Annotated in this window: 38 protein-coding genes; 17 read left to right on the top strand and 21 right to left on the bottom strand. The window is 59.0% G+C overall.

The window, feature by feature from the left end; translation table 11 throughout:
* Window positions 1-47 precede the first annotated feature (47 nt).
* Complete coding sequence (locus tag OO306_RS00700; protein ID WP_265967394.1) at window positions 48-488, bottom strand: GNAT family N-acetyltransferase; 441 nt, start codon at window positions 486-488, stop codon at window positions 48-50.
* Between the two features lie 167 nt (window positions 489-655).
* Here OO306_RS00700 and OO306_RS00695 point away from each other — a divergent pair, with 167 nt between their 5' ends.
* The 4 genes from OO306_RS00695 to OO306_RS00680 all read left to right on the top strand — a co-directional run bounded on the left by OO306_RS00695 (window position 656) and on the right by OO306_RS00680 (window position 4,665).
* Window positions 656-910, top strand: coding sequence for a helix-turn-helix domain-containing protein (locus tag OO306_RS00695; protein WP_027593735.1), 255 nt, complete (start codon window positions 656-658; stop codon window positions 908-910).
* Window positions 894-2,126 carry a type II toxin-antitoxin system HipA family toxin gene (locus OO306_RS00690; RefSeq protein ID WP_265967393.1) on the top strand — a complete coding sequence of 411 codons (1,233 nt, stop codon included), beginning with the start codon at window positions 894-896 and terminating at the stop codon, window positions 2,124-2,126. The genes OO306_RS00695 and OO306_RS00690 overlap by 17 nt, the downstream gene beginning before the upstream one ends.
* 111 nt (window positions 2,127-2,237) lie before the next feature.
* Window positions 2,238-2,717, top strand: coding sequence for an isochorismatase family cysteine hydrolase (locus OO306_RS00685; protein WP_265967392.1), 480 nt, complete (start codon window positions 2,238-2,240; stop codon window positions 2,715-2,717).
* 97 nt (window positions 2,718-2,814) lie between these two features.
* Window positions 2,815-4,665, top strand: coding sequence for a DUF3857 domain-containing transglutaminase family protein (locus tag OO306_RS00680; RefSeq protein ID WP_265967391.1), 1,851 nt, complete (start codon window positions 2,815-2,817; stop codon window positions 4,663-4,665).
* Window positions 4,666-4,700: 35 nt separating this feature from the next.
* On the opposite strand, the gene pbpG is transcribed toward OO306_RS00680, so the two are convergent.
* From pbpG to OO306_RS00635, 9 genes are all read right to left on the bottom strand, one after another.
* Entirely contained in the window at window positions 4,701-5,624 is a 924-nt protein-coding gene (gene pbpG, locus OO306_RS00675) for a D-alanyl-D-alanine endopeptidase (protein ID WP_027593731.1), read from the bottom strand.
* A gap of 131 nt (window positions 5,625-5,755) precedes the next feature.
* Window positions 5,756-6,889: a tyrosine-type recombinase/integrase gene (locus OO306_RS00670; protein WP_323055819.1), complete on the bottom strand. Its 1,134-nt coding sequence runs from the start codon at window positions 6,887-6,889 to the stop codon at window positions 5,756-5,758.
* Window positions 6,790-7,134, bottom strand: coding sequence for a hypothetical protein (locus OO306_RS00665; RefSeq protein WP_265967390.1), 345 nt, complete (start codon window positions 7,132-7,134; stop codon window positions 6,790-6,792). The genes OO306_RS00670 and OO306_RS00665 overlap by 100 nt, the downstream gene beginning before the upstream one ends.
* Before the next feature lie 37 nt (window positions 7,135-7,171).
* Window positions 7,172-7,669: a hypothetical protein gene (locus OO306_RS00660; RefSeq protein ID WP_265967389.1), complete on the bottom strand. Its 498-nt coding sequence runs from the start codon at window positions 7,667-7,669 to the stop codon at window positions 7,172-7,174.
* A 51-nt stretch (window positions 7,670-7,720) separates the two neighbouring features.
* Entirely contained in the window at window positions 7,721-8,032 is a 312-nt protein-coding gene (locus tag OO306_RS00655) for a hypothetical protein (RefSeq protein ID WP_265967388.1), read from the bottom strand.
* A 43-nt stretch (window positions 8,033-8,075) separates the two neighbouring features.
* The gene (locus OO306_RS00650; RefSeq protein ID WP_265967387.1) at window positions 8,076-8,498 is read right to left on the bottom strand and encodes a phage protein NinX family protein; all 423 of its coding nucleotides are present in this window, start codon (window positions 8,496-8,498) and stop codon (window positions 8,076-8,078) included.
* Complete coding sequence (locus tag OO306_RS00645) at window positions 8,495-9,007, bottom strand: hypothetical protein (RefSeq protein ID WP_265967386.1); 513 nt, start codon at window positions 9,005-9,007, stop codon at window positions 8,495-8,497. Before OO306_RS00645 ends, OO306_RS00650 begins: the two co-directional genes overlap by 4 nt.
* Window positions 9,004-9,330 carry a hypothetical protein gene (locus OO306_RS00640; protein ID WP_099453626.1) on the bottom strand — a complete coding sequence of 109 codons (327 nt, stop codon included), beginning with the start codon at window positions 9,328-9,330 and terminating at the stop codon, window positions 9,004-9,006. Before OO306_RS00640 ends, OO306_RS00645 begins: the two co-directional genes overlap by 4 nt.
* On the bottom strand, window positions 9,327-9,926 hold the full coding sequence (locus tag OO306_RS00635; RefSeq protein WP_265967385.1) for a hypothetical protein: 600 nt from the start codon (window positions 9,924-9,926) through the stop codon (window positions 9,327-9,329). Before OO306_RS00635 ends, OO306_RS00640 begins: the two co-directional genes overlap by 4 nt.
* 204 nt (window positions 9,927-10,130) lie before the next feature.
* Between OO306_RS00635 and OO306_RS00630 the strand changes: the two genes are divergently transcribed.
* The 3 genes from OO306_RS00630 to OO306_RS00620 all read left to right on the top strand — a co-directional run bounded on the left by OO306_RS00630 (window position 10,131) and on the right by OO306_RS00620 (window position 11,396).
* Window positions 10,131-10,433 carry a hypothetical protein gene (locus OO306_RS00630; RefSeq protein ID WP_265967384.1) on the top strand — a complete coding sequence of 101 codons (303 nt, stop codon included), beginning with the start codon at window positions 10,131-10,133 and terminating at the stop codon, window positions 10,431-10,433.
* Between the two features lie 254 nt (window positions 10,434-10,687).
* On the top strand, window positions 10,688-11,122 hold the full coding sequence (locus OO306_RS00625) for a DUF6864 domain-containing function (protein ID WP_265967383.1): 435 nt from the start codon (window positions 10,688-10,690) through the stop codon (window positions 11,120-11,122).
* Between the two features lies 1 nt (window position 11,123).
* On the top strand, window positions 11,124-11,396 hold the full coding sequence (locus OO306_RS00620) for a hypothetical protein (RefSeq protein ID WP_265967382.1): 273 nt from the start codon (window positions 11,124-11,126) through the stop codon (window positions 11,394-11,396).
* Window positions 11,397-11,443: 47 nt separating this feature from the next.
* On the opposite strand, the gene OO306_RS00615 is transcribed toward OO306_RS00620, so the two are convergent.
* Window positions 11,444-12,223, bottom strand: coding sequence for a DUF2786 domain-containing protein (locus OO306_RS00615; RefSeq protein WP_265967381.1), 780 nt, complete (start codon window positions 12,221-12,223; stop codon window positions 11,444-11,446).
* A 101-nt stretch (window positions 12,224-12,324) separates the two neighbouring features.
* Here OO306_RS00615 and OO306_RS00610 point away from each other — a divergent pair, with 101 nt between their 5' ends.
* Complete coding sequence (locus OO306_RS00610) at window positions 12,325-12,873, top strand: hypothetical protein (protein WP_265967380.1); 549 nt, start codon at window positions 12,325-12,327, stop codon at window positions 12,871-12,873.
* A 33-nt stretch (window positions 12,874-12,906) separates the two neighbouring features.
* Here OO306_RS00610 and OO306_RS00605 read toward each other — a convergent pair whose 3' ends face one another.
* The gene (locus OO306_RS00605; RefSeq protein WP_265967379.1) at window positions 12,907-13,668 is read right to left on the bottom strand and encodes a GIY-YIG nuclease family protein; all 762 of its coding nucleotides are present in this window, start codon (window positions 13,666-13,668) and stop codon (window positions 12,907-12,909) included.
* 128 nt (window positions 13,669-13,796) lie between these two features.
* Here OO306_RS00605 and OO306_RS00600 point away from each other — a divergent pair, with 128 nt between their 5' ends.
* Both OO306_RS00600 and OO306_RS00595 read left to right on the top strand, forming a co-directional pair.
* Window positions 13,797-13,976 carry a hypothetical protein gene (locus OO306_RS00600; protein WP_265967378.1) on the top strand — a complete coding sequence of 60 codons (180 nt, stop codon included), beginning with the start codon at window positions 13,797-13,799 and terminating at the stop codon, window positions 13,974-13,976.
* A 73-nt stretch (window positions 13,977-14,049) separates the two neighbouring features.
* Window positions 14,050-14,346, top strand: a complete 297-nt coding sequence (locus tag OO306_RS00595) for a hypothetical protein (protein WP_265967377.1) — start codon at window positions 14,050-14,052, stop codon at window positions 14,344-14,346.
* A gap of 25 nt (window positions 14,347-14,371) precedes the next feature.
* On the opposite strand, the gene OO306_RS00590 is transcribed toward OO306_RS00595, so the two are convergent.
* The 9 genes from OO306_RS00590 to OO306_RS00550 form a co-directional block, all read right to left on the bottom strand.
* Window positions 14,372-15,130, bottom strand: a complete 759-nt coding sequence (locus OO306_RS00590; protein ID WP_265967376.1) for a hypothetical protein — start codon at window positions 15,128-15,130, stop codon at window positions 14,372-14,374.
* Between the two features lie 257 nt (window positions 15,131-15,387).
* Window positions 15,388-15,576, bottom strand: coding sequence for a hypothetical protein (locus tag OO306_RS00585; RefSeq protein WP_186678569.1), 189 nt, complete (start codon window positions 15,574-15,576; stop codon window positions 15,388-15,390).
* 93 nt (window positions 15,577-15,669) lie between these two features.
* Complete coding sequence (locus tag OO306_RS00580) at window positions 15,670-16,215, bottom strand: hypothetical protein (protein ID WP_265967375.1); 546 nt, start codon at window positions 16,213-16,215, stop codon at window positions 15,670-15,672.
* On the bottom strand, window positions 16,212-16,481 hold the full coding sequence (locus OO306_RS00575; protein ID WP_085273453.1) for a hypothetical protein: 270 nt from the start codon (window positions 16,479-16,481) through the stop codon (window positions 16,212-16,214). Before OO306_RS00575 ends, OO306_RS00580 begins: the two co-directional genes overlap by 4 nt.
* Before the next feature lie 19 nt (window positions 16,482-16,500).
* Complete coding sequence (locus OO306_RS00570) at window positions 16,501-16,884, bottom strand: response regulator transcription factor (protein ID WP_265967374.1); 384 nt, start codon at window positions 16,882-16,884, stop codon at window positions 16,501-16,503.
* Window positions 16,885-16,890: 6 nt separating this feature from the next.
* Complete coding sequence (locus tag OO306_RS00565; RefSeq protein WP_265967373.1) at window positions 16,891-17,742, bottom strand: ParB N-terminal domain-containing protein; 852 nt, start codon at window positions 17,740-17,742, stop codon at window positions 16,891-16,893.
* Window positions 17,743-18,091: 349 nt separating this feature from the next.
* Complete coding sequence (locus OO306_RS00560) at window positions 18,092-18,403, bottom strand: hypothetical protein (protein WP_265967372.1); 312 nt, start codon at window positions 18,401-18,403, stop codon at window positions 18,092-18,094.
* Between the two features lie 639 nt (window positions 18,404-19,042).
* A complete protein-coding gene (locus OO306_RS00555) occupies window positions 19,043-19,291 on the bottom strand; it encodes a DUF1654 domain-containing protein (protein ID WP_259139768.1) in 249 nt (82 codons plus the stop codon).
* A 166-nt stretch (window positions 19,292-19,457) separates the two neighbouring features.
* Window positions 19,458-20,105, bottom strand: coding sequence for a LexA family transcriptional regulator (locus OO306_RS00550; protein WP_259139767.1), 648 nt, complete (start codon window positions 20,103-20,105; stop codon window positions 19,458-19,460).
* 109 nt (window positions 20,106-20,214) lie between these two features.
* On the opposite strand from OO306_RS00550, the gene OO306_RS00545 reads away from it, so the two are divergent.
* The 7 genes from OO306_RS00545 to OO306_RS00515 all read left to right on the top strand — a co-directional run bounded on the left by OO306_RS00545 (window position 20,215) and on the right by OO306_RS00515 (window position 24,478).
* The gene (locus OO306_RS00545; RefSeq protein WP_265967371.1) at window positions 20,215-20,439 is read left to right on the top strand and encodes a Cro/CI family transcriptional regulator; all 225 of its coding nucleotides are present in this window, start codon (window positions 20,215-20,217) and stop codon (window positions 20,437-20,439) included.
* A 194-nt stretch (window positions 20,440-20,633) separates the two neighbouring features.
* Window positions 20,634-21,362, top strand: a complete 729-nt coding sequence (locus OO306_RS00540) for a DnaT-like ssDNA-binding domain-containing protein (protein ID WP_265967370.1) — start codon at window positions 20,634-20,636, stop codon at window positions 21,360-21,362.
* A complete protein-coding gene (locus OO306_RS00535; protein WP_259139763.1) occupies window positions 21,359-22,045 on the top strand; it encodes a replication protein P in 687 nt (228 codons plus the stop codon). Before OO306_RS00540 ends, OO306_RS00535 begins: the two co-directional genes overlap by 4 nt.
* A 24-nt stretch (window positions 22,046-22,069) precedes the next feature.
* The gene (locus tag OO306_RS00530; RefSeq protein WP_259139762.1) at window positions 22,070-22,366 is read left to right on the top strand and encodes a DUF1364 domain-containing protein; all 297 of its coding nucleotides are present in this window, start codon (window positions 22,070-22,072) and stop codon (window positions 22,364-22,366) included.
* Entirely contained in the window at window positions 22,363-22,791 is a 429-nt protein-coding gene (locus OO306_RS00525) for a VRR-NUC domain-containing protein (protein WP_259139760.1), read from the top strand. The genes OO306_RS00530 and OO306_RS00525 overlap by 4 nt, the downstream gene beginning before the upstream one ends.
* Window positions 22,788-24,077 (top strand): site-specific integrase, encoded by a 1,290-nt coding sequence (locus OO306_RS00520; protein ID WP_259139758.1) that lies wholly within the window; start codon window positions 22,788-22,790, stop codon window positions 24,075-24,077. The genes OO306_RS00525 and OO306_RS00520 overlap by 4 nt, the downstream gene beginning before the upstream one ends.
* Window positions 24,074-24,478: a hypothetical protein gene (locus OO306_RS00515; RefSeq protein WP_265967369.1), complete on the top strand. Its 405-nt coding sequence runs from the start codon at window positions 24,074-24,076 to the stop codon at window positions 24,476-24,478. Before OO306_RS00520 ends, OO306_RS00515 begins: the two co-directional genes overlap by 4 nt.
* The last annotated feature ends 88 nt before the right edge of the window (window positions 24,479-24,566 follow it).

Below are 24,566 nucleotides of genomic sequence, written 5' to 3'. Positions count from 1 at the left end.
GGGGTAGCCATGACCGGTGTTCGCGGGTTCGCGTGCGAACACCCGCCTCACGAGAGGAATTTGACAAAGATGAGCTCGGGATCGCCTTCATCCAAGTTGTCGATCTGCCCGCTCCTGATGAAGCCCAGTTTGCTAAGAAGACCCTGCATCGGAGCATTCGATGCATTCGTCGAAGTGAACAACTTGCTACCCCTGCATTGCGCCTCCAATGTCCGCATGATGGCTCCGGCAATACCGCGGCGGCGTGCCGACTCCCTCACCACGACCAGCGCAATGAAGGAATGGTCGTAGAAGGCGTCGTTGAGCACGCCGTACCCCGTCAGTAGCGAGGCATCGTGCGCGTCCGCAGCTACCCAGCATTGGCGACTGGCGATTGCCTGGGCGATGAAGGACCGCCGTTGCGGCGCATGCCGGGCAATGGCGTCCAGCGCTATAAGCGCATCGACGTCTTCGGGCTGAGCGAGGCGTGGGGTTGAGTGCAAATCCATTGTGCGGGCTGCCATGGAAGGAGAGTGGCGAGTTTAGCGGCGAAGACGAGTAAGCTGCGAGCACTCATCCGATTTGATCTATAAAACGCTATACAGCGTTTTTTGAATCAAATACGATGCATTTATCGGATTCTTCAATTAATGCACTGTATATGATGCGTGGCGATATGGGCGACCTAGGGCTTCTGATCAAAAAATTGCGTAAAGAGGCAGGCCTTTCCCAAGCGCAGCTTGCTCTACGGCACGGCATGAGCCGCGCGACCATCTCGGGGATTGAAAACAATACGATTGCGGAGGTCGGGATTCGCAAGGTTGCAGCGATCCTGGAGGGATTGGGGTATGAGCTGACGGCTATACCCAAGCGTCGACGCATGACGCTCGACGAACTAAAATCCGCAAGTGTCCATGATCATGGTCGCTGATCGTTTGTATATTGGTGCCAGCGGTGTGGCCGTCGGCACGCTCGGGCGCAGCGAGGCCAATACGCGCGATTCGATCTTCTCCTATAACGGGGCGGTCGCTCAGGAGCAAGCAGTCTCGCTGACCATGCCAGTACGTCTTGAGAGCTATACCTGGGAATACGGAATCCATCCACTGTTCGAAATGCACATCCCTGAGGGATACCTCAGAGACGAACTCGTGCGGCGTTTCAGCAAGTCAGTACGCGGTTTTGACGACTTCGCCTTGCTCGGTATCGTTGGTCCGCACCAGTTGGGCCGTATCAGCATCGCCCATCAAGTAAATGGCGAGCCGCTGCCGGGGGTCAAGCTCGCCTCGTTATTGATTCATGATGGGGCAAAGGATCTGTTTGATGATCTGATGAGAACTTACGCGTCGTACTCCGGGGTGTCAGGTGTACAACCTAAGGTATTGGTACGTGACATTGGCGATGCCGAGGTCGAGGTTGAGCGGCTCACGCATCGTGGTGCCACGCACATAGTCAAGGCGTTCAACGAATCTGACTTCCCGCAACTGGCGGCGAATGAGTTTTTTTGTATGCGGGCAGCATTCTATTGCGGTCTAGAGGTCCCTGAGTTTCAACTCAGTCAGCATGCAAGGTTCCTGGTTGTTAAGCGGTTCGACATCGGCGATAGCAACTACCTCGGCTTCGAGGACATGTGCGTGCTATCCGGCTGGGGGACAAGAAAGAAGTATGACGGCAGCTACCAGGGCTGCGCACAGCTGATCAAGTCCTACGTCACGCCTAGCCGAGTGACCAAGGCGCTGGAGGACTTTTTCATCATGGTGGCGCTTTCTGCGGGTATTCAGAACGGCGACGCGCATTTGAAGAATTTTGGTTTGCTCTATGAAAACTGCGCTGAAGACGCCGACATCTGGCTCGCACCGGTTTACGACCTAGTGACGACAACCGTGTACAAAGCCAATGACATCATGGGGCTGTTGCTGGGAGGGTCCAAGGCGTGGCCGAAGCGCAAGATGCTGGTTCAGTTCGGGCGTAGCACCTGCAATTTCACAGAAGCCCGCTGCAACGAATTGCTCGGTAGAGTGCATACAGGGATGAACTCTGCACTGGCGGAGATTTCCGAGTACCGAAACCACCATCCTGAATTCGAGGTGGTTGGGGCAAAGATGGAAGCTGCGTGGATCGCGGGGATGGCTAGAAGTATCAGACCTTAGCATTGCATCGGCGGTAGCCTCGATGCGGGTCATGCAGGCACTGTTTTCAGCAAACCGCAGTGCTAGCACCACGTTATACTCGGCGCTTTTTGCCCATGGCCGGAGACCCTTATGCGCCAGGTTTTGCTCATCGTCGATGTTCAATCCACCTTCAGCCCGCCCGAATGGCTGGTCGACGGTTTGCGGCGGTTGTCGGCGAATATCCCGACCATCGCCTCGGTCGAACTGCACGATGAGCAGGCCACGCCGTTCCAGCGTCAATTGGGCTGGCACCCGGCAGCCGAGGACGAGAGCCTGATCGAAGCGGACCAGGTGTTCGTCAAGCATGGCTACGGGCAGACCGTCGAAACCCTCGAATACATCAAGCAACTGGGCGTGGAGCGGGTGCTGGTGTGCGGCATGCAAACCGAAACCTGCGTGCTGGCTGCAGGCTTTGCGTTGTTCGATGCGGGGCTCACGCCAACCCTGGTGACCGACATGACGGTAGGGTCGTCGCTGGACAGGTCCGGGAAGATCGGCATCGACCTGTGGAAACACCACTTCCGCCAGGTGACGACGTCTGCCGAGGTGTTGGCCGCGCTGGCGATGTGAGCACAGGAAGTGCAATCATTTTGCTATCTTTCTACGCCAATGAGTATCATTGTCGATTAATGACGGCCTCGATACACCTGGATTGAGAAGGATCTCCATGCTGAAACAGTCTTACCTTGTCGCTGTGCTGCTGCCGCTTGCAATGAGCTGGTGTGGCTCGGCGCAAGCCTTCACCGATGGCACTGACCGCTCCGTGACCTTGGAAAAGGTCGAGCAGACCTTTGTCGTGCAGAAGGATGGCAGCCACCGCCTGGACGTCGACAGCGTCTTGCTGATCAATGACGAGCGCGCCATCAAGGCCCGCGCCCAGCAGCCGGTGAGCTTCAACCGCTCGCTGGAAACCTTGGAAGTGATCGAGGCCTACACGCAAAAGCCCGATGGGCGCAAAGTGCGGGTGGATGCCGCGCACATCAAGGAACAGCAAGAGCAGGCGTCTGTGCAGGCGCCGATGTTTCAGGACAGCGTCAATAAGGTGATCATCTTCCCTGAGGTCGCGGTGGGGGATCGCCTGGTTCTGCATTACCAGCGCAACCGTGTCACGCCGCTGTTCCCGGGGCAGTTCGAAGACATCACCGTGCCGGAATTCCACCCGGTCGGGGAGTTCACTCTGACCTACGACATGCCCGAGGACATGCCCCTGCAAGCGGACGCGCGCAGCTTCAAGGCGTCGATGCCAGCGGCTGCACCCGGGCGCAAGGTCTACCGCTGGGATTACGTACCGGCGGACCGGGCGCGGATCGAAGCCAGTGCGGTGTCCTACCTGGACTACGGGCACTATCTGGCCGTCTCGACCTTCACCGATTTCAAACAGTTCGCCGAGGCCTACCAGGCACGGGCCAAGGTCGAGGTCACGGCACCGATCACCGAGTTGGCGCACCGCCTGACGGCCCATTTGCCTACCGCACGGGAAAAGGCGCTGACGCTCAGCGACTGGGTACGTGAGAACATTCGCTATGTCGCCGTGTATGTCGGTGCCGGTGGGGTGGTGCCACATGCCGCGCAGACCGTGCTGGACAACCGCTACGGTGATTGCAAGGACCATGTGGCACTGCTTGAAGCGCTGCTGACGGCGGCGGGTATCAAAAGCACGCCGGCCTTGATCAACCTGGGCAATGCTTATGTGTTCCCCAAGGTCCCTGCGCTGGGGGTGTTGAACCACGTGATCACCTACGTGCCGAGCCTGGACCTGTATTTGGACTCCACCGACCCTTCGATTGCCGCAGGCTACCTGCCGCTGGGCACCTTGAACAAGCGCGTGCTGCTGACTGCCACAGGCGAGTTCGGGCGTACCCCGGCCATCCAGCTCAACAAGGTGTCCAGCGAACTGAAGTTCAAGGTCAACGGCAAGGGAGCGGCGGACTTCACCAACGTTGCCACCGTGCAAGGCTGGGCCAGCGAGGTCAGCCGCTACGGGGTTAAATCGATGAAGCCGGCCGACCGTGAACTGCTCGTCGAAAAAGTGCTCGGCGCCTATGGGCAGCGCGGCAGCGGCACGTTCGAGGTACGCCCGCCGAGCGCCAGTGGCGAGTTTGTCAGCACCGTCGATGGGCGCACGGAAAACCTCGTCAACTTGCCCGGGCCGGTGGGGGTGGTGGCCTTGAGCAGCCTGGCAGGGGGCATCTCGCAGAACGTCTACAGCTTCGCCATGGAAAAGGAACGCAGCCAGCACTTCGTGTGCATTTCCAACGACACCGTGGAAACATCGCGCTTCGAATTCCCACCGGAGGTCAGCGTGCTGGCAATCCCCAAGCAGGTGCGTCTGCAAGACGCCAATGTGGAATACAGCGCGCGTTACGCTCAGGAGGGGAATGCGGTGGTGATCGAGCGGCACTTCAAGTTCAGCCGCCCGAACGTGGTGTGTTCACCCGAGGATTTTGCCGCCATGAAGCCGACGCTCGAGGCGATGGTCAAGGACCTGCAGAGCCAGATCATCGTGCAAGCGAGCTAGCCCCCAGGTCGTACGCCAATAGCAACGCGCCTGGCTTACTCGGCCGCCAAGCGCCCCTTCACCCGGTCAGCCTTGTACTGCATTGCCACTGCTGGCGCAGGCTTGGCTGCACCGGTTTCCAGCCACTGGCGCATGCGGCTGGCATCGGCAAAGTGGGTGTACTTGCCGAAGGCATCGAGGATCACCATGGCCACCGGGCGGTTGTCCATGCGGGTCAACAACACCAGGCAGTGGCCAGCCTCGTTGGTGAAGCCGGTCTTGGTCAGCTTGATGTCCCAGTTGCTCTTGTTCACCAGATGGTCGGTATTACGGAAGCCCAAGGTGTAGTTGGGCGCCCGGAAGGCCACGGTCTTCTCGCGGGTCGTCGACAGTTCGCTCAGCATCGGGTACTTGCGCGACGCCATCAACAGCTTGGACAGGTCGCGGGCGCTGGACACGTTCTGCGTCGACAGGCCAGTCGGCTCGACATAGCGGGTGTGCGCCATGCCCAGGCTGCGGGCCTTGGCGTTCATGGCCTTGATGAACGCCGGGTAGCCGCCGGGGTAGTGGTTGGCCAGGCTGTTGGCCGCGCGGTTTTCCGACGACATCAGGGTAATCAGCAAGGTCTCGCGGCGGTTCAGCTGGCTGCCCAGGCGCACCCGCGAATACACACCCTTCATCTCCGGGTTGTTGGCGATGGTCATGGTGAGCATTTCATCCATGGGCAGCTTGGCGTCCAGCACCACCATCGCCGTCATCAGTTTGGTCACCGAGGCAATGGGCACCACGCGGTCGGCGTGGCTGGCATACAGTTCCTGATTGGTGTTCAGGTCGATCAGCAATGCGCTGCCCGAAGCCAAGTGCAATTTGGCCGGGTCACGTTGCACCTGGGCCGGGGGTTGTGCAGCAGCAGTCGACGGAAGGGTCGCGGTACCTGTGAGCAACAGCAGCAGGCTGAGGATGGACAGGGATGTTTTCACGTTGAGGCTCACTAAAAGTTGGTATGTCGTTGGCTGTGCAAGGGTTTTCCCCCAAAAAACCGCTGCATTGTGGAGTATGGCCTAAACCGTGTCGAATGCCTTATGACTAAAGGGCGTAACGTGAACGAAATTTAATCCTGTACCAATTCTGTACCAATTACCTGCTGTTCAAGCTTGGCCAATTCGGACCAATCGTTGGCTGAATTCAGCCACTTCGCGTACGTCGTCAACAGCACCTGGACCGAGTGCCCAAGCTGCCCCGCGATGAACGCAGGGTTCATCCCAGACATGAGGCACATCGTGGCATATGTGTGCCTGCAGTTGTACTGAGGGCGCGCAGGAATCTTCAATGCCGCGATAGCCTCATTAAAGTGTACCCCGGGGGTATCGGTGCCCTTCATGTACGGCGATGAGCCGGAAGGCTGAAATACGTAGGATGACTCTGTAGAGACTCGGCGCTTCTGTCTGGATCGATAGTGTGCGATCTCCTTTGCCTTAGCCAGGGCGCCCAAAGCTCGACTGTTGAGCATCACGGTCCGGGTGTACTTCGTCTTTGTACGTTCGACCACTTGCTTTTCCACCACGATCCGGCAGATGTGTGCCGTCCTCTTGTTGAAATCAATCTCGTCCCAGCGCAGCGCCATGACCTCTCCAGTACGCATGCCAGTGTAGAAGGCAAACTCATAGAACGCGGCGAATACCTGGTTGCATCGGGAGAAGTTCGCATACATCCACGCGATCAGAGCATCAGCTTCTTCCACCGTGAACGGATCCACCTGCTTCTTGTTTTTCTGAGGCAGTTGGATCGCAGCAGCCGGGTTTCTGTCTACCACCTCGTCATACACCGCTGCTCGGAACATCGCCTTGACTCTGGCGATAGCGGCGCGTTTGACTGTCGAACTCTTCCACTGGGTCTTTGCGACCACCTCCCTCAGCACCATCGGTGTGACAGCCTTGATCGGCAGCGTTGCCAGATGGGGCATCCAATAGTTGTTCATCAACCCCTTGTAGTTGACGCGGGTGTCGTGCACCACTTCCAGGCTATTTAGCCAGGTCTGGGCGTACTCGCCGAACATGATTTCATTCACATGCGCGAGATAACTGGACGTGGGGAATAGCTCGGCATACCGCTTCTCGTCCAGCACCCCGTGTTTGGCAAGGCTGATTACTTGAGCGCGTAAATCGGCTGCCGCTTTGATCCCCTTGGCGGTTTGGGGATACGCGAGAGTTTCGGACCGACGCTCACCGTTCCAAGTAAAACGGATCCGGATGGATTTACCGATGAGTTCAACTCCAGTGGGTAGCCCCAGCTTCCTTCCAGCCACGCTTCGTATCTCCTGATGCTGTAAAAAATCCGGCCGTCGATCTTCTTCCAGACCCCCTCGGGGATCACGCCGCGGCTTCGCTTGCCTTCCAAGGCTCGCTTGGTCGTTCCGACCAGCTCGGCCATTTTCTCCTCAGGGACCTTGTCGGATACATAGGCCACCGGCTGACGATCTTCGTTTTGCATAATGGTCTCCACGCCGCCGGTGGCGGCAGGTTGGTGGTCAGGCGGGGATCTTCTCGAGCACGGCGTCAGCCACTTTGATAGCGGCCTGGGCGTCGTTGATGTAGGCCGGATTGAAGCCGCCGGCGTAGTGAATCACTCGCTGGCAGGAATCCAGCTCTTTGCGAACTAGGCGCAGCGCGTGCACCAGCTCTTCCTGCAGGGCTCCCTCGGCTCGGCCGATGTCCCAGAACTCCTGACCCCAATGCCCAGCAGGCGGAGGGTTGCTGTTCTGCTTGCCGAAAACCATGGCTCCGAGGATTGCGTCACAGAGCAAGCGCTTGTAGATGTTCTCGCCATCCAGGCCGAGTCCACCGCGCCGCCGCAGGGTGCTCACGACCTCGTCGACGTTCAGGCCGCTGTCCTTGAGGACAATGTCGAGCTCCGGCTTGCCGGCGGTGTAGATCACCAGAGCCAACTTGGCATCAGGCCAGAGGTCGGCGGCTAGGCGCTCCAGGCAGTCGTTCGCGGTGTGGTGGAAGCGTTCTGTTGCGGACATAGGTCATCCTCGCCCGCGCATGTCGGCGGGCTTGAGTAGTAGGGGGAGGGGTTACTTGATGCGGTCGAAGAAGTTGCCGCCACGACGCTGATACGAGAGCCCCGACCAGCGGGAAGCGGCGCTGCCGGCCTGACGGATGCATACGGCATCCGCCGCATAGCCCACATGCAGAACTTCGTCGCCAGCGGCACTGCTGAGCACGATCATGGCTGCGAGCGGTTCGTGCTCGACCTCGTTACCCTCGATGTGCTGGGCGATGGCCCGAAACCAATCGGCCAGCCTCTTGCGCTCGGCTTGGTTGGCCGCAACCTGGTTGTTGTGCAATCGGCGGGTGGTGGGGAACTGGAAAACTTCGGCTGTCATCTCGGCCCCCTGTAGATCAGGTAGGCCATGTAGGCGAGGGCGATCATGGCATCAGCTCCTTGGGCACCTGGACGGTATCGCCGAGCTTTGCCTGCGCTATTGCCCGGCAAGCGGCAGTTAACGCGTTAGGTCCGCCGCCGCTTGGGAGTTCCTGCTGGCCGCTTGGCTTGCACACATACGCGCACCAGTACTCGCCGGTCGGGCTACGACTGAAGCCGCTTCCATTGAAACTTGTTTGAATGTGGTGTTTGTCGATCAGCGGCCCGCCTACCGCCCAGTCTTCCCAAGGGTTGAAGCGTTTGGCGTGCTCGATGGCCTGGCCCTGGTACAGGGCGAACACCCGCCAAGGAATGCCGTTGTACCCGGGCGGCTCCAAGTACACATCCAGACCTTCGGCCTTGCCGACTGCCCAGCCCAGCGCCTCACCGGAAAGGTTGGATACCCTCACTTCGATCAGGTCGGTCATGACTGCACCGCCTGCCAGAATGGCCCCTTGTTGGTCACCAGACCCTTTCGCTTCAGTCGCTGACATGCCTTGCTGATCTCTTCACGAGATTCGCGGATGGCGCCGCGCATGGCGTGGGCAGTTGAGCCCTCAATGCCAATCAAGTGCCCCAGAACTCGCTCATCTGTCCCGCCGACGAGCATGCCCTGGCCAAACTTGGCAGCCACTGTTGCCACTGCCAAGCGCAGCGCGTTCATCCGGGCTCCGGGTTCGTTTGCATGCGATACCTCACTTTGCTTAAAGCCGACATACGGCACATGGGCTGTTGCTCGAGCGAGGTGGTGCAAGCAGCAGATGTCCATCCTGAGCTTTGCGATGATGAGCATCGTCTGCCGGTCATCCTGCATCGGCAGCCAAACCTCCCGGCCTGTCTCGGGGTCGTCGTAGTAGAAGGAGTCACTGCCGCGCCGGTACTCCAGGTCAAAACCCATGGCCTTAGCCGACAGCTTGATGATGTCGTCTTCTTTCACAGCTGATACCTCTCATCAATCCAGCGCCCAGGCGCCAGAGCGGGTGTAGGTTCGGGTTGGGTTTCGTGCGGGGAGAGCTGGCGCTGGTTGCCGGCGTTCTCCCTGAAGAGCTTGCGGCAGGCCTCGGACTTGAGGTCATGCGTCATGCACCGTTCTGGCTCAGGCTTCTTGAGCATCCAGTTGGGCAGGCAGGCCATGCCGCTATCCGACTGCCAGCAAGTGACCGCGCGCGTCGTGTCTTCCTTCACTTCCAGATGGCCTGGTTGCTCGATGCAGCCGGCCAGGGTGGCCAGCAGCAGGAGGCAGAGGGCGAGGCGGGTCATGGCTGAATCCTCTTGAACTCGACGACCCAGACCCAGGGATTGGCGTCCCAATCCCCGCCTGTGGAGCTCCACAGCTCAGCGAAAGCATCAAAGGCCTGGGTGACGGGCTTGAACTCGTACATTGAGCGGGCCAGGCCTTCTTTGCAGATCTGCCCCATGGCGATGTGCTGCAAAAGCTCGATGCGGACTGAGGTAATTTCCAGCAGGATGCGGCTTGCCCAGCGTGGCATGTGGATGCTGGGGCCTGTTCGGCCTGGCGCAATCATCCAACTGCCGGTTGCGCGTACAGCTCCATCGGCTAGATACCGAATAGGCTCGCCCCGGCTCAGTTCGCGTGGCGCTATCCCGTCTAGCTGGGAGTCAGTCGCCCACGCCTCGCGCCCCCACAGCAGGTCGCCTGGCTGGCCATAAGGGCAAAGGTCGGCGTAGTAGCCGGCGCTGTTCGGGTGCAGATTGCCATCTGCCGGCAGCTCATGGCATTCGCCTAACTGAACGCCGTAGCCAATTTCCTTGAGTGACTTTGCGCTGACCACGCGGCGGGTAACCGTCTTGCGGCCATCCAGCACAGCGCTGGCCATCGGCCCGTTGAACAGCATCGGGCGTTCCTTCACTTGAGACATAGCTTCGCCTGGGCCGCCATATCGCGGCAGTTAGTTGTACAAAATATTGATTTTGTAGAGGTTATTGGGCCGGTGGTCCGATTCAGCTCACAGTTCGGCCTTTACCGGTTGTGCACTGGTACCGCTTCGCTATGGTGGTCTTTGGCCCTAAACAAAAAGACATCAGTCCTAGGAGGCGGCATGCGCATGCGCGGCGACGTTTATTGGCAGTGGTCGGACCCAACCCTGCACCACCGGGACCACGACGAAACTCTCGATGACGGCACGTTTATCGATGTGCAGGTGCGGCTGTCTCGCACGGGCAACACGCAGATGTTCATCGGCGTCTATGCGGCCTCTGGTGCTGCGCTCCACGAGGAAGCTTTCGACTCCCGCCCAGGCGAATCGATGACCAGGGCATTGGCCTGGGGTGTAGGGCGTGCACGCCGGATTGCCACCGAAGGCCTGGCTGCAACGGACAAGATTGCGGCCTGCTCGAAATAGAGGGGAGAGGGGTTACAGCGGAAAGAGTACGGATGTACTCCTTCGATCATTCGCCTTGATTGACCGCGTTCCAGGCCTTGGCCAGGCCTGCGTAATCAGCCGCTCGGGCTTCCTTGTTGCAGTTGTCACAGCGGATGCTGTATGGCTTCTGCTGGCTGCTGTCGTGCCCAGTGTTGAAGCCTTTGCAGTTATCGCAGCTGGTGCAGCGGCCGGGCTTCTCTGGCCACCGCTAAAGGGATTGCTGAGCTGGCAAAATGATGGCCATTGTGGTCAAATCCGTTTTTTTATCAAAGGATATTGGAATGTTTTCGGTTAGTTGTACTGGCAGTACAAATGGAAGGAAGCTTATAGCCAATGGTGTTGTTATTGGTGATGAGGGTCATTCGTTACTATTTGAAGTGAGTGTGCCAGACATTGATGCGCCACTAACCGTTGAATTTCGCCTAGTGGATGGGTCGGATAAAAGCCCGGCAACAACTGAAGTGGGTGAAATTGAAGATAATAAAGTAGTAGTAAATTTCCATAATTGCACAAGGAACGGTCCTAGTGGTATGGGTGTTCCGCTAAGTGTTGTTGCCTTCCAAGGCACAGATTTACAACTCGTTTTTCACATCGAAAGAAACTCTGGGGCCCCAACTTACTTAATGGTCTATTCATTCTATGAGTGCCCTGTCGGCTGGGGGTATTAAAATGAATGACTGGAAAACTTATGCGCAGTCTCGCGCGGCGATCGCACCTGGTAGTGGGGCGCAGCCAAGTGTTTCTGAATATCTTTCAATCAAACTTGCCGACAATTGGATTGCTGTAGTTGTGGTTTGCGTTATGCTTGTTTTCGCTATTGCGGGTGTGGCAACTTTGTGTCTTGGAGGGGCTGAAGTGGTTAAGTCTAGCGTTTGGTTTTTTGATGCGGCAAAGTTATGTTTGGGTGTTTTCCTTGGGCTGCTAACCGGCGGCAAGAAATAAACGATTTTGGTGTTGCTGGATCGGTTTTCTATGGGCATGGTTCCTCTTTATGCGCTTGCAAGTTGGCGCTGGGCTTCGCCACCATTAGCCAGGCCCGGGTTGATCTCGACGAGCTGCCCGGCGAGCATCCCAGCGATCTGCGCCGCCATATCAAGCTCAACGGCGCGGGCCTTGCGAGGCTTGCCGATCTCCTTACCGGCCAGATACTGCTCAATCAGTGCGTTGTCCCGGCTTTCTACTGCCACCAGGCCACTCCCCTTGGAGTGCTGTTCTATAGCCAGATCTTCCTCGCCGCGGGGAACCAGCTCATGGATCTTGCCGTGCACCGCTGAAACCCAAGCGATTGCGAAATGGTCGCCGGCTGTCTCTGGCGAGTAGGTGCTGCGGCTCTTGCCGGATCGGACACGAGACACATAGTCAAGACGGGCCTGAGTCAGTTTGGCAAGCAAGGCTTCGTAGGCGTACATCGCAATCTGGGGTGCTGGCGTGACACCGACAAACAAGGCGCGCTCAACCATGCGCCCGGAGGTTCCGCACCAGTGGCGATACGAGAGTGGTCGGCAGCTAAACACTCGGGCCACAATTGCGCTTAGGTGCCGATCCCAGGTTGGCCGGCGGTGCGCCCTGGACTTCTCCGACTGGACCTCATCCACATCGCTCAGGCGGACATCGAGCTCGGTGAGGCGATACTCGCGCATCAGAGCCTGGGCTTGCCGCATTGCCGTGGCCGCCTCGTTCTCGTTCGAGCTTTTGGATAGGGCCAGACAGCGCTTGATCTTGCGGATGACCCGCTCGAGCTTGCTCTCGTCTTGCTGCTGTTCGGTCATATTGTGGTCCTTGCGTGCAGGCGCCGCCCTCGCCGGGGTGGCGTAAGTTGGTGAAGTCGGGTATGAGTGCCCGACGCAGTGATGAACTAAAGGGGATATGAGTGAGCTGGGAAGGCGTTTTGTTTTGGGTTGAACATCATCCGGGTCTTGCGTCTTGGGTGCAGGCAGTTGGCTCGATTGGTGCGATTTTTGGTGCTTTTGCAATCAGCAGTGGGCAAAACAGGCGCCAAAGCAGGCTTGCAAAACGAAATGCTATAGATCGTTTCGACGCCTACTGTGCTGTCATTAAAAATGCGGTCGAAAGCGCACAGTCGGTTTCCAGCTTTGCATACAATGAGGTTGCTGATTTAGAGTTTCGCTCGGTTTGGGATAAGTATCTGAGTGAATCGTTGAGGACCTCTTTGGAGGCAGCCAAAGCGATTCTGGTGCACGAGCTCTCCGACTATAAGCTTGTTGTGTACTACAGCGGCCTGATGGGCTCGATCTATAAAATTCATCACGAAGTTGAGAAATACATGGCTGCGACGCCGACTGCGGATTCGAAACCCCATACTTATGATAATTTGAAGCAGCTATCAGCGATGATTAAGGTCGACTGGGTTCAATTTCAAGAGCGCGCTGAGCTGAAGCGGATCCGGATGAAAAGGTAGTGTGCAGGGTAGCTCTCGGGCAGCACCGCAGGGTCAGGCTAGGTCCATGAGAGGCAGCGGCACCTGAGCTTGATCGACAGCGCCGGTAGGACGAACGGTGTTGAACCCGATCTCTACCGCCGCGAGGACCTCTATCCAGTGGCTTTCCCGCTGAGTGATGTAGGCTGCCCGGTTTTTGCAATCATCCGGGTAAGCGATCACCTCGATGACGGAAAACTCCCAGTCGGTTATGTCTGAGCCGCCCAGGGCCGCGTGGAACTTACAGCTGGTTGGGTTGCTCAGGTGCTGCCACCATCGCAGCGTGAATGGCTGGGTCGTCTGGCCCACGTAAACGCGGCCGCTGGACTTCTGCCGTACCTGGTAAATCACCGGCGGAGACCGACCCTCACTGGCCATGCGGAACTCGGAAAGGTCGCGGAACTTAGCGGCCGCCTGGCACTTCTCGGTGCAGTAGTCGTGGCTTTTCGTTTCGGTGTGCGGGTCGTTGTACTTGTCGATTAGCTTGAAAACGGTGCCGCACTCCTTGCAAGGCCTGTTTTCGAAGCGACCCAGCAGGTAGCTGTCGTTCTCGTCGATCGGCTGGATGTGCAGCAGATACTCGTGCGCGTCCATGTCCTTGCGCAGCACGCGCGATGGAAACTGGCGTTCGTATTGCTCCTCGACCATAGCCTTCGCCGCCTTGCGGTCTGTCGCCTCGACCATTCCGCTGAACACTGGCGGCCAAGCCCACTCAGCCTCGCCATATGCGCTTGTTGCCGGGCGGCGCCCCTTGATCTGGTAGTAGAACTTGGTCATGGATGCTCCATGCAGGCGCCGCCCTCGCCGGGGAGGCGTTATCGTTGAATAGGGGAAGGCGCCGCAGTGGCGCGCATTGTTCTGCTGAGCTATCAATTCATGGTCGACTCGACCTGATGGAGGTCGCCATGACACTGAAAAGCGATACCGAGGCCCTTGCCTCGATCGAGGAAGAAGCTCAGGCAATGCTGAAAAAGATCGGCCTGCCGGATGACCACCTCGAGAAGGACATGGTTATCTGCCTACGCCAGATCATTGCGATTGCCCGCTACCGAAAAGGCCTGGGCGCCAACCCTGCCGTTGAATAGGGGAAGGCGCTGGCGGGCAGCGCCGAATTGGGCTATTGCTTCGATCTCGGTCAATCCACTCAAGGAGCGTTAGATGAAGCGACTAATGATTGGTGCTTTGCTGGCGGTGTCGGGCGCGGTCCAGGCTGGTATTCCGCTGGTGAATGCCACGTGCCCAGGCAACATCGAGGTACACGCCGACAAGGGCGGCCCGATTTACATCAATGGCAAGGAAGGCAAGCTGAAGAAGTTCAACGAGAACTACTTCGAAGCCAAAGGCAGTGGGGTGACAATCTCATTGTCGATCAACCCGGACGGCTCGCCTGATGTCTCGTATACCGGGAAGAATCGGGCCAACGGGATTTGCCAGGTGAAAAGCGAAGGCTCCTGAGGCGCTGGCGGGCAGCGCCGAAGGGTCAGGCGGCTTTGACCTCGCCCTGCTGGGCGACGATTGCCTTAGCGGCGTGGTTGATCAGGTACAGCCGGTTGATCAGGCTGTCGCGCGGCTTGTCGATGGTGATCTCCCAGTAGTCGCAGCCCAGGCCAAGCTCTTCGTGGTGCTCGCCCATGAACATGCTGGCTTGCTCGACGTAGCTGATGTCGTCGGCCTCGCTCAGGCGGTCATTCAGCGAGTCCCAGAAGTCGCGGCCATCCCCGCCAGATTCAATGGCTGCGAGATGCTCTTTAACCAGCTTCCGGAGCTCGTCCCAGCGGCCGGCCTCGTGGCGCCCGCCGTCGTTGCGCATCCACTCGGGAAGGGCGCTGTACTGATCCTCGTCGATCTGCTCGCAGACCTGGTTGCATACGCCAGTCACCAGTGCCGCGCGGAAGGCTTGCTCATCAAATTCACGCTCGCGGCAGTGCTCTTCGAGCTTCGAATGGATGTAGTAGCCGATGTCGTCACCGGCCAGGAACTCGATACCGTAGGAAAGGCCGACGTTGAAGGTCAGGCCGTCGATATCACCGATCGTGGCGATGCCGAATTGGGTGATCAGGATGTCGAAGGCGTAGCAGGTGGAGCGCGGAGCCTTGCAGCGCCATGCCTTCAGCTGATCGGTGTCAGCCAGGACGGTGAATTCGTGATCCTTCAGGCACTCGGCGGCCCGCTCGCGGCGCTTGGCTTCTTCGGCCTTGCGTTGAGCGATCCACTCTTGGTGGCGTTGTTCGTCGTTCATGGCTTTCTCCATGCATGCGCCGCCCTCCGTGGCCGGATGCGGCATGGTGTTGGAATGGGAATTGCTCGAACCCTTAAACATTGAGAAATTTGGGGGAGCGCGGTTATGACTGATGACGATTGCCGTTACATGATCTTCGTTGTGGCTGCTGTGCTGATGCTTACTTTAGGGGCGACCTGGGTGTTTCTTGAGGCCATCAGCTGAGCCCGCCCTTGGGCTATTGCACACCCAGACCTGGGCCAGATGCGGCATGTTGGTTACTTGAGGATTGCGCGCGCGCAGGCCTGAATCTCGATCCAGAGCGCTGAAGAAGGCCGCGCTTCGTACTTGGCCAGTGCCTTGGCGATGCGCACGGCCAGTTCTTCCTTGCTACCGGTGGGGTCTGGCGGCGATTGATGGGCAACCTGGATAGGTAGGTCGAATTGGCCCGGAAGGTCGACTCTCATGCGTCGCGTCTCCTCGATCTTTTGCGAGCCCGCTGGGCGGCAGATTGATGTGCTGCTGGCGCCGGCCGTGCCGGACGCGCGCGGTGATGCGTTTCATGCTGTGTTGGCTTCTCGCTTTTCGGCGGTGGTCGGGAAGTTGATCTCGAACTCACGCAGCAGCCGCTTTAGCTGCTTTTCGGAGATCTTCATCAGCCGCCCCACCTGATATCTGGTCATGCAGAGATTGCGGTAGGCGATGATCTGATCCGCTTTGTCCCTGTCGGCCGCCGGGTCGCTGAGCTTCTTGCCCAGGTTGCCCTTGCCGCGTCTTGGATCTGTCTTGAATTTGAATTGGCCGTCCAAGGCGTAACGGCTCAGGCAGCTCAATGACAGGCCGGTGTATGCAGCGGCTTCGGCATAAGTCATGCGCTTCGCCAGCTCACGGACCTCTTCAATGCGCATCCGGCGTCTTTCAGAGCGGGTATCCAGCGGATCGGCTTGCGCTCGTGCCGGCTCAAGATCACGGTGCGCGCGCCGCGGCACATAGCCTTTGGTCGGCAGGCTTTGCACCTGGCCGCCGTCGAGAAAGAAGCTGTCGATGCTCGCATTGAGCTGGGCTAGCACTGCACTGCGCTGGTCTTGATTTGGGCTGCCGATCATTGAAGTCCGCCTCCCTTGCTCGCCGCACCTGCCTCCATCGCGTTAACAAAGCGCATGACGGCCCGATAGGTGAAGGCGTAGCCCTGAACGGCGCCAGTGGAGATCTCCACCACATCCCATTTACCGTCCTTGCCCGATGCCTGGTACCGCGGTGCGGGCTGGTTGACCTTGGCGTGCGCCTCGGCCCTCACTGACTTACTGCGCTCGAGCAAGGCCGCGAGCACGGCAAGCTTCTGCTCAAAAGCAGGGTGCATTGCTGTCTGCATGGGGTGATCCTCGGTAGGGTCAGGCGTGATACTCGAAGGCCTCGGCCTTGCGAACGATTCGAACTTGGGCGGTGCGGCGCTCCGGCGCGCGGCGGTCGCGGCGCATGGGGTCGCTGTCGTTGATCACCGCATGCATTGCGATGAGGCCGGCGAGGGCGATGCAGATCGGGCTGATGATCTGTTGGCGCATGGCCTTGGTGACAGCCTCGATGCGGCGGCCGGCCTCCAGCTTGAACAGTGCGGCCTCGATTCGGTTGGCCACGGTGCCTGGGCTGACCGCCATCTGGCGGGCGATTTCTTTGGTGGTGAGGCCTTGGGCCACCCACAGCAATGCTTCGAGCTCACGCGGAGCCAGCGCCTTGCCGAGCTGGCCAATCCATGAGCCGCAAGTGATCGTGTCCATGAGTTGTTATCTCGGTTTGGCGCCGTCCAGGGCTTCGCGCAGTTGCAGGACAAGCGCAGTGGGAATGGAAAGGGAGCGGCTGTCCTCATCGATCGAGTCCAGCGATGCAATTAAATTGCGTGACGCGGTGTGCACTGCTTCAAGCCTGGGCTTCGGTATGGATGGGCCCTTCATAGATCCGGCGGTTACTCGCTTTTTACCGCTCGCCTGGGCCTTTTCCAGCTCAGCGCCCAGTACTTGCCCTGCGCCGTCGCCATGTTCCCGAACAACCTGTGCAGCTGTCGTAGCTGAAACGTGGCCGGCGGCTACCAGGTTCTGTACATCGGTGTTCGCGTTTCCCACTGTGAGCACCTGCTCGACATGCTGACGGGTCTTGCCGACCTTCTTGGCAATCTGCTCAGGAGTCCAGCCGAATGCCCTGAGCCGCTTGTAACCTTCAGCGAGCTCAAGTGGAGACAGCTTCTCGTTCTCTTGACTAGTGATAATCCTCGCAACGCGATCTGCATCGCTGCCTTCGAACGAGTTAACTGGGATCCACGCTTCCAAGATTGCCGGGTTCGCTTTGCTCGGCGTTCGTGGCAAACGTCCCGCGTTGTCCAGCTTGAGTAGCGCGCGTCGTCGACGGTGGCCATCGACAACCCACACACCACCTTCTGCCCGTGGCCGGACTTCTAGCGGTGGAATTTGGCCGCCGCCGGCTATGAACTCCGCTAGCAGATCGATGCTCGACTCCAGGGCATCGCCTTCCGTTCGAAGGTTGAAGCCTGGTTCTTCGTGAAGGTCTTCTAGCTGCACCTTCATAGCGTCGGCGCGCCGAACCTCGCCATCCTTGATCATCTGTTTGAATGACTTTGCCATTGCAATTCACTTCCATTGGGGCTGCATCGGTCGTGACGCTCGCTGCCGCGAACCTCCCGGACCAGGGGAGGGCGAACGTCACGACCGATGCAGTCTAAATAAGGTTAACGATGGTAATTCTTATGATGCGTAAGGCTCACGGCGGTGAGCCTTAGAATCCGCACGGGTGTGTGATCTGGCCGGCGCTGATCTCCGGCATTGGCGCCTAACTCGATATGCCTCAGTAGCTGCCAAACGAGGTGCGGTTTGCACATCAGCCTGCGCATTCAGATCACACACCGATGCAGCCTGGTGATGGGGAACCAGGTGGGTCGGGCAGTTAACGACAGGCTGTCGTAGCGCTGGTTGTTCAGATGATCGCCGTCAGGGTCTTGGAACCGTCGGCGCTCATGGTGGTGAGGTGCACCACTGGAGAGTTTTGCGATCTGTGACCCTGGCAAATAATCGCGTTGGCTTTGGTGAAACGCTCATTGAACTTCCCATCGCCATTGGGAAGGTTGGTTGAGCAGACCAAGCTGGAGCAGTCCTCACCGTTCGGACCCTCGCCATCGTGAGCGATGTCGAAGCTGGCCTGCATTGCGATGCCCTTGTCCTTGCAGATGGCGATGATCTGCTTCATCAGAGGGCTGATCTGCTCGTCGTAGATTTCTTCTTTGTTCACGCTCGTTCTCCCAGTGGATTCCCCCTGATGCGCCCCGCTTGAGGCGCACCGGGGAATCGTCTGGCGTCACCGCCTCAGATGGCAGCTCTGCGCTCATTGCGTTGGCCTTGGGCTTCCCTCGCATCGCCTTCAATCTGAATACGGCGGTGGTCGTTGGGGATCATGTTGCTCCGCGCTTGAGTGCAGCCCTTTGGCCGGCTGAGTAGGGCACGTATGCGCGGATTGCCGACCCGTTTTGTCGGCTGGGCTTAATGCTTCATTGGCAGGTTCCTCCTATGGTTTTTGATCCGCTCCATGCTCGTCGCCGGGTTTCCCCACCACTGCCTGCTGCAGCTACTGGCTACGCATCAGGTGGCTCGCATGGTTTGGCGTCCTCCCATGGGGGAGTCCGGCAGCTATCCAGAGGCTGCGTGGTCGACGACTTAGCTTGTCCCGACCCAGGTAATGGCCTGGGTGCGTCGAGGTGGTCACGTCTGGTTGTGTAAAGAGCGGTGGCTGCCGGAGCTGCCGGCCGGTGTGGCCCGGCGTTGAGTGAATTTAAGCAATCTGAAATACACAGGTCAAGCATGCTGAATAAATATTTTAAGCAAACTGAAATTAGCGCCCGAAAAAAGGCCCGCTCATGGCGGGCCAATGTCTTCATATCTCAGTGAATTCTCGCCAACCAATCCTGACCACGCCTGACTCCAGTCGCTCGACCCGAATGCCTGTCGTTTCCTCCAGGTCATTGATGATCCTGGCCCAGTCCGCTGAACACTCATCTGACGTCGGCGTAAGCTCAATGAACTGACGCTTCTGCACATGAGGCGATGCAATGGCCTGCTGGATTCGATATCCAAGGCGCTCATACGACCGAGAAGGCGAATGGGAGAACGCGAGCGACAACATCTGTAAAACTCCTTTTACTGTATATGCATACAGTTATCCTTTGCAGGGAGATTTTTCAAGCCCCTAGATGTGTAATTCGGCGCTACCTGTAAAAATCGATACAGATGGAGTCCAGCAAGGCAAAAAAAAGCCCAGCTCAAGGCCGGGCTTTCGGGGGAGGTGATGGCTATAGCTTCATCATCGCACGAACGACTACACCAACAATGCGACAACCTTCTGCGCACATCTCAACCGGATATGCAGGGTTCAGCGGCTTGAGGAATCGTCTTCCGCCATCTTCAACCAGCTTCTTGAAAGTAGCTTCATTGCTGTCAGCTAGCTTTGCCACGACCAGCTTCCCAGAGATGGCGTCTGCCTCGGTATCTACCAGGATCATCATGCCTTCGGTGATGCTTGTCCCTACTGGCGAAGTCATGGAGTCACCTTTGACCTCAAGCCAGAATGCAACGCCTTTCGAATCGTAGTCCGAAACTTCGTACCTGTCCGAGAACCCAGGCGGGAAGGGTTCGACAGCTTCTGCCCAGGCACCGGCGGCGACCCAGCTGATCACGGGGTACCGAAACGACATCTTGGGTTGCGGTATGGCTTCGACGTTGCTTTCCTCGACCTCAGGACCCTCGCCGATGGCAAGCCACTCTGCTCGGAATCCAGTCGCTTTCGCGAGGGCATAGAGGTTCTCGGGTCTGAGGCTTTTGCTTTCGCCTGAAATCCATTGAGTTACGGCTGAGTTTGCGACGCCGCAAGCGGCTGCAATTTCACCCTTTTTCATGCCGCTGACCGCAATGGCCTTGGCTATACGCTCGTGTCTTTCCATGCGCTGAGTTTAAGTTAACTGAATTTAAGTATGCAGTTCACTGAACGGTGTCGTTGACTATGGATCTTCAGCATGCTGAAATTCACGGACGCACCATCGAGGAAGCGCAATGAAAACGCGTGACGCCGCTAGCCATTTCGGCAGCAAGAAGAAGCTCGCCGACGCGCTCGGTATTCAGCCAAGCGCAGTGACTATGTGGGGAGAGGTCGTGCCGATCTCTCGCCAGTACCAGCTCCAAATTCTCTCGGACGGAGTGCTCATGGCAGATGCAAATCCATCTGCTGAGGAGTGCGTTAAGTCTGACAAGGCTGGCGTTGCGCCAGTAGATGACTGAAACACCTGCGAATCCATCCAGTACCGGAATCGCAGGCGAAAAAAAACCGCCTGGCAGGGCGGTCTTCTTGAAACAACATCGAGGTGAATTATGCACCGCACAGACGATGCAGGCAACACCGCGCATTCCACGTCATGTTTCGGCATCTCGCCAAATCTGACGCGTCAGGCAGTTAGTCATGGAGGGCGTTCGTAATGGCTCGTATTCGCACTATCAAGCCTGAGTTCTGGACCAGTGAGCAGGTCATGGAGTGCTCGGCGATGGCTCGACTCCTGTTCATCGGGATCTGGAACTTCTGCGACGACGCAGGCAACCACCCCATGTCCCCCAAGACCATCAAGGCTCTCGTTTTCCCTGGCGACGACATCACTGCGCTTGCGGTGGAAGGGCTGCTCACTGAGCTGGTAACGAACCGACTGATTACTCTCTACGAGGCAGCATCGAAGCAGTACCTGCACGTCAACGGATGGCACCACCAAAAGATCGACAGGCCTACGGTAAAACACCCTGAATTCGTTGAGTCATCGCCGAGCACTCTCCGAGGGGCCGGCGAAGGCTCGCCTAGCGGTGACCGAGTCCTCACCCCCGGAAGGGAAGGGAGGGGAAGTAATACACACTCTCCGCGTGAACCGTTCGCGATGTTCCTCGAATGGATTCCTGACCAGGCTCAGCTTGAGGCTTACTCCAAGCGCTCAGGGGTGGCCATCGAGGAGTTCTCGGAAAAGGCCATTTCGGGCTTTGTCGTCCATCACGACGCGAAGGGGCTGGCAAAAACCGAGAGCCAGTGGATCGCCGATCTGGTGGGCTGGAGAAAGCGCGACATTGCGAATGCAGCGAAGGTCGTTCCTCTGAGGGCGGGGCCTGGTGGCCTGCAGCTCGACGACAGTGATACGTCGTGGATCGAGCAAGGGAGCGCCCAATGAACCCAGTCGCAGTTGTAACTCATGGCCTGTGGGCCAAGGTTCAATCCGGCCAGCACGTCTCTGCTGGATACGAGCTGCCCGATGACGTGAAGGCAGAACTCAGCCGGAAGACAGCGAAGGTGATCAACGATCTGTTCCGCGATCTACGATCGATCTGCACCGCCTGGAAGCAGGCCTGGCCAGACCAGGCCACATACGACGCGTCCAAACAGCAATGGCTGACCGCTTTTCTTGAGGCCGGCATCTGCAATCCCGAGCAGTTGCAGTTTGGGCTGATGCGCTGCCGCCAGTCGGGTGCAGCGTTCATTCCGCCACCCGGTGAGTTCATCCAGTGGTGCCAGCCGTCGCCCGAAATGCTCGGCCTCCCAGCATTGGCCGCCGCTTTCCGCGAAGCAACTCGCAATGCCCATCCTGCTATGGCTGGCAGGGGCAAGTGGAGTCACGACGCGGTATGGCACGCGGCCAGAGAGTGCGGCTTCGAGAACCTTAACAAGCTGCCGTCCGACGCCAGTTCGAAGCTGTTCGAGCGCAACTACAGCATTGCGGTTCGTCGACTGATGGCTGGGGAGCCGCTGCAGAAGATGCCACTGGCCCTTCCCGCAGAGGTTGCCGCACGCAGCACCCCGCAAGTCGGAAACTCTGCCCTAGCCGCCATGCGTGCCCGCTTGGCGGGGCGCCGATAAATCAACCTGCAAGGAGGCGATCTTGTGCGCCAAACAAAACTGACCAAGGCCGCCCGTGGCCGGGGGTGCCAAGTGCGCATCCCCGGCGTATGCAACGGTAATCCCGAGACCACCGTCCTTGCGCATTACCGGCTGGCCGGCACCTGCGGCGTCGGCAAGAAACCGCACGACCTGCAGGGCGCCTGGTGCTGCAGCGCTTGCCACGACGCCTGTGACGGGCGCAGCAAGGCCGTGGATCGCGAAACTGCCCGCCAGTACCACGCCGAGGGCGTCATGCGCACCCAGGCGCTGCTGCTCCACGAAGGAGTGCTGATCGCATGAATGCACCCGCCCTTCGATCGTTCAAGGCCAAGCCGGCCCGCGCCAAGCCCGTCGACCGGGAAGGGCAGGAGCAGGCCGCCCTGCTCGAAGAGATCCAGCTGCGCTATCCCGAGGTGTTCGAGCTGATCTATCACGTCCCGAACGGCGGTCACCGGCACAAGGGCGTGGCGCTGAAGCTCAAGGCTCAGGGCGTGAAGGCCGGCATCCCCGACCTGGTGCTGACCATGGCCCGCGGCGGGTACTTCGGTTTGTACATCGAATTCAAGGCGACCGTTGACCCGGCGCCTGTCTCGTCCAGCCAGCAAGCGTGCATTCGCCGGCTGAACGACCAAGGCTACCTGGCCGTTGTGTGTCAGGGGCATTTCGACGCCATGGAGTGCCTGAGGGCGTACCTGGCCCTGCCAAAAACGGAGGTTGCAGCATGACCAATACCGCCGCTGTCAAAATCAGTGATGCAGAGATTCGCCGGCAGGCCGCCGGCCAGGTGCGCGACCTGCGCGCCTTGGGCAACCATGGCCTGTATTTCCGCTTTCACCGCTCCCGCGAGCGCGGATCGTGGTACCTGGTGCACAAGGGCAAGTGGAACCTGATCGGCTCATACCCTGAGCTGAGCGCTGCCAAGGTGGCTGCTGCACTGCCGGATATCCGGCTGCGTCTGGAAGCGGGGGAGGGATCGAGCCTGTCGAGCTGGGTGCTCACCGGCGAGCTGCTGGCCTGGTTCGCTGAGCGCATGTCCCGCGACCGCAGCCTTTCGGCCAAGCGCAAGAGCACGGCGGCGTCGGCTATCAAGCAGCACCTGACGCCGCGCCTGGGCGAAACGCCACTGGCCCAGATCGACAAAGCGCTGCTCGACCGCGAGCTGATGTGGCCGCTGCAAGAGTCGCTTTCGATCGACTACGTGCGCCTGGTCTTTCAGTTGCTCGCGTTGGCCTTCCGGCAGGCCGCCAAACTCGGCCTGATCAGCACCAACCCTATGGCCGGCATCCGCTTCCGTGATTTCTCCAAGGCCAAGGTCACGGTCAAGCCGTCGAGGCTGCGTGGCGTGCACCTCGAAGACCTGATGGCGCGCATGAAAAGCACCCTGGCCCACAACCCGCAGCATGGCCTGCTGGCCCTGATGATGCTGTGCCACGGCACCCGGCTGGGCGAAACCCGCATGGCCCGCTGGAGCCACATCAGCCTGGCCGAACGGGAGTGGTTCATTCCCGCCGAGCACACCAAGACCGGCGTGCAGCACCGCCTGCCGCTGACCGACCAGGTGCGCTTCCTGCTGATGGCCTGCCGCGAGATCCAGCTCAAGCAGGGTTACGAGGGCGAGTTCCTGTTCCCGGGGCGGCAGGGCAAGCCCATGAGCGAATCGAAGGCCTCTACGGTGTTCTCGGTCATGGGGCAGGGCGAGTGGACCAGCCACGACCTACGCAAGCTGGCCCGTACCGGTTGGGCTGACCTCGGTGTTGACCACCTGGTGGGTGAGCTGCTGATCAACCACGCCATGGGCCACAACGTGAAGGTGTACATCCAGTCCGACGTCATGGCCCGCAAGCGCGAGGCGCTGGAGAAGTGGCACGCACACCTTGATCAGAAGGGTTTCGCCTCGGTTCACGGCTTGACCGGTGATAGATCAACGGATTCATGGATTCTCTGCGAGGTCGCAGGGCGCGCGGGCTTCGACGGCCTTCCGGTATCCACCATAAGCGAGGATTCGAAATGACCAATCCGGCACGACAGCCTTACCGCGTTGGCATGGCCACTCAGGAGTTCATTGAGCAGATCAGTGCAGTGTTCATCTTCACTGTGAACCATGCGCCAGTTCTGGAGGTTCGGATGCGCAACGGCGACGTTTTCGAGGAGGCCGGCACGTGGGATCACGTTTCAACTGTGCATAGGGATCTGATCCGGTGTTCCAGCCTGGTGATGATCCTTCCTCGTACACGGTTGGCAGTGAATCCGGCAGACGTTGAGTCGCTGACTTTGGAGCTTGCCGGCGGCCTGCCGATCCTCGTGGTGGCTATGGCTGCTGATGCCCGCTACCGGGTACGAGGTGATTATGAGCCGGAAGGCGCAAAAGGCGTTTACCACTCCATGGGCGCATTGCTGGAGGCGCTGCAGTGAGAAATACCCGCGGGCCGTCATTCAGGCGGTCCGGGTGCGCACTATCAGGAAGGCAACCGGCGCGGCGCCGGGGGCGGCAACTACACCG

Origin of the sequence: Pseudomonas sp. DCB_AW, assembly GCF_026240895.1 — a bacterium.
Lineage (GTDB): Bacteria > Pseudomonadota > Gammaproteobacteria > Pseudomonadales > Pseudomonadaceae > Aquipseudomonas > Aquipseudomonas kermanshahensis.
This window is presented reverse-complemented; position numbering and strand designations above follow the sequence as displayed.

What these genes read in the sequence shown, in the direction of transcription:
- OO306_RS00515 (WP_265967369.1), top strand. Translation starts at nt 24,074, where the DNA reads ATGACCAATCCGGCACGACAGCCTTACCGCGTTGGCATGGCCACTCAG.
- OO306_RS00640 (WP_099453626.1), bottom strand. Translation starts at nt 9,330, where the DNA reads ATGACCCGCCTCGCCCTCTGCCTCCTGCTGCTGGCCACCCTGGCCGGC.
- OO306_RS00575 (WP_085273453.1), bottom strand. Translation starts at nt 16,481, where the DNA reads ATGCAGACAGCAATGCACCCTGCTTTTGAGCAGAAGCTTGCCGTGCTC.
- OO306_RS00630 (WP_265967384.1), top strand. Translation starts at nt 10,131, where the DNA reads ATGCGCATGCGCGGCGACGTTTATTGGCAGTGGTCGGACCCAACCCTG.
- OO306_RS00690 (WP_265967393.1), top strand. Translation starts at nt 894, where the DNA reads ATGATCATGGTCGCTGATCGTTTGTATATTGGTGCCAGCGGTGTGGCC.
- OO306_RS00695 (WP_027593735.1), top strand. Translation starts at nt 656, where the DNA reads ATGGGCGACCTAGGGCTTCTGATCAAAAAATTGCGTAAAGAGGCAGGC.
- OO306_RS00620 (WP_265967382.1), top strand. Translation starts at nt 11,124, where the DNA reads ATGAATGACTGGAAAACTTATGCGCAGTCTCGCGCGGCGATCGCACCT.
- OO306_RS00685 (WP_265967392.1), top strand. Translation starts at nt 2,238, where the DNA reads ATGCGCCAGGTTTTGCTCATCGTCGATGTTCAATCCACCTTCAGCCCG.
- OO306_RS00600 (WP_265967378.1), top strand. Translation starts at nt 13,797, where the DNA reads ATGACACTGAAAAGCGATACCGAGGCCCTTGCCTCGATCGAGGAAGAA.
- OO306_RS00555 (WP_259139768.1), bottom strand. Translation starts at nt 19,291, where the DNA reads ATGTTGTCGCTCGCGTTCTCCCATTCGCCTTCTCGGTCGTATGAGCGC.
- OO306_RS00540 (WP_265967370.1), top strand. Translation starts at nt 20,634, where the DNA reads ATGGCTCGTATTCGCACTATCAAGCCTGAGTTCTGGACCAGTGAGCAG.
- OO306_RS00525 (WP_259139760.1), top strand. Translation starts at nt 22,363, where the DNA reads ATGAATGCACCCGCCCTTCGATCGTTCAAGGCCAAGCCGGCCCGCGCC.
- OO306_RS00660 (WP_265967389.1), bottom strand. Translation starts at nt 7,669, where the DNA reads ATGTCCGCAACAGAACGCTTCCACCACACCGCGAACGACTGCCTGGAG.
- OO306_RS00585 (WP_186678569.1), bottom strand. Translation starts at nt 15,576, where the DNA reads ATGAGAGTCGACCTTCCGGGCCAATTCGACCTACCTATCCAGGTTGCC.
- OO306_RS00700 (WP_265967394.1), bottom strand. Translation starts at nt 488, where the DNA reads ATGGATTTGCACTCAACCCCACGCCTCGCTCAGCCCGAAGACGTCGAT.
- OO306_RS00580 (WP_265967375.1), bottom strand. Translation starts at nt 16,215, where the DNA reads ATGATCGGCAGCCCAAATCAAGACCAGCGCAGTGCAGTGCTAGCCCAG.
- OO306_RS00570 (WP_265967374.1), bottom strand. Translation starts at nt 16,884, where the DNA reads ATGGACACGATCACTTGCGGCTCATGGATTGGCCAGCTCGGCAAGGCG.
- OO306_RS00545 (WP_265967371.1), top strand. Translation starts at nt 20,215, where the DNA reads ATGAAAACGCGTGACGCCGCTAGCCATTTCGGCAGCAAGAAGAAGCTC.
- OO306_RS00595 (WP_265967377.1), top strand. Translation starts at nt 14,050, where the DNA reads ATGAAGCGACTAATGATTGGTGCTTTGCTGGCGGTGTCGGGCGCGGTC.
- OO306_RS00590 (WP_265967376.1), bottom strand. Translation starts at nt 15,130, where the DNA reads ATGAACGACGAACAACGCCACCAAGAGTGGATCGCTCAACGCAAGGCC.
- OO306_RS00625 (WP_265967383.1), top strand. Translation starts at nt 10,688, where the DNA reads ATGATGGCCATTGTGGTCAAATCCGTTTTTTTATCAAAGGATATTGGA.
- OO306_RS00535 (WP_259139763.1), top strand. Translation starts at nt 21,359, where the DNA reads ATGAACCCAGTCGCAGTTGTAACTCATGGCCTGTGGGCCAAGGTTCAA.
- OO306_RS00520 (WP_259139758.1), top strand. Translation starts at nt 22,788, where the DNA reads ATGACCAATACCGCCGCTGTCAAAATCAGTGATGCAGAGATTCGCCGG.
- OO306_RS00615 (WP_265967381.1), bottom strand. Translation starts at nt 12,223, where the DNA reads ATGACCGAACAGCAGCAAGACGAGAGCAAGCTCGAGCGGGTCATCCGC.
- OO306_RS00665 (WP_265967390.1), bottom strand. Translation starts at nt 7,134, where the DNA reads ATGCAAAACGAAGATCGTCAGCCGGTGGCCTATGTATCCGACAAGGTC.
- OO306_RS00655 (WP_265967388.1), bottom strand. Translation starts at nt 8,032, where the DNA reads ATGACAGCCGAAGTTTTCCAGTTCCCCACCACCCGCCGATTGCACAAC.
- OO306_RS00605 (WP_265967379.1), bottom strand. Translation starts at nt 13,668, where the DNA reads ATGACCAAGTTCTACTACCAGATCAAGGGGCGCCGCCCGGCAACAAGC.
- OO306_RS00565 (WP_265967373.1), bottom strand. Translation starts at nt 17,742, where the DNA reads ATGGCAAAGTCATTCAAACAGATGATCAAGGATGGCGAGGTTCGGCGC.
- OO306_RS00635 (WP_265967385.1), bottom strand. Translation starts at nt 9,926, where the DNA reads ATGCTGTTCAACGGGCCGATGGCCAGCGCTGTGCTGGATGGCCGCAAG.
- OO306_RS00680 (WP_265967391.1), top strand. Translation starts at nt 2,815, where the DNA reads ATGCTGAAACAGTCTTACCTTGTCGCTGTGCTGCTGCCGCTTGCAATG.
- OO306_RS00550 (WP_259139767.1), bottom strand. Translation starts at nt 20,105, where the DNA reads ATGGAAAGACACGAGCGTATAGCCAAGGCCATTGCGGTCAGCGGCATG.
- OO306_RS00650 (WP_265967387.1), bottom strand. Translation starts at nt 8,498, where the DNA reads ATGACCGACCTGATCGAAGTGAGGGTATCCAACCTTTCCGGTGAGGCG.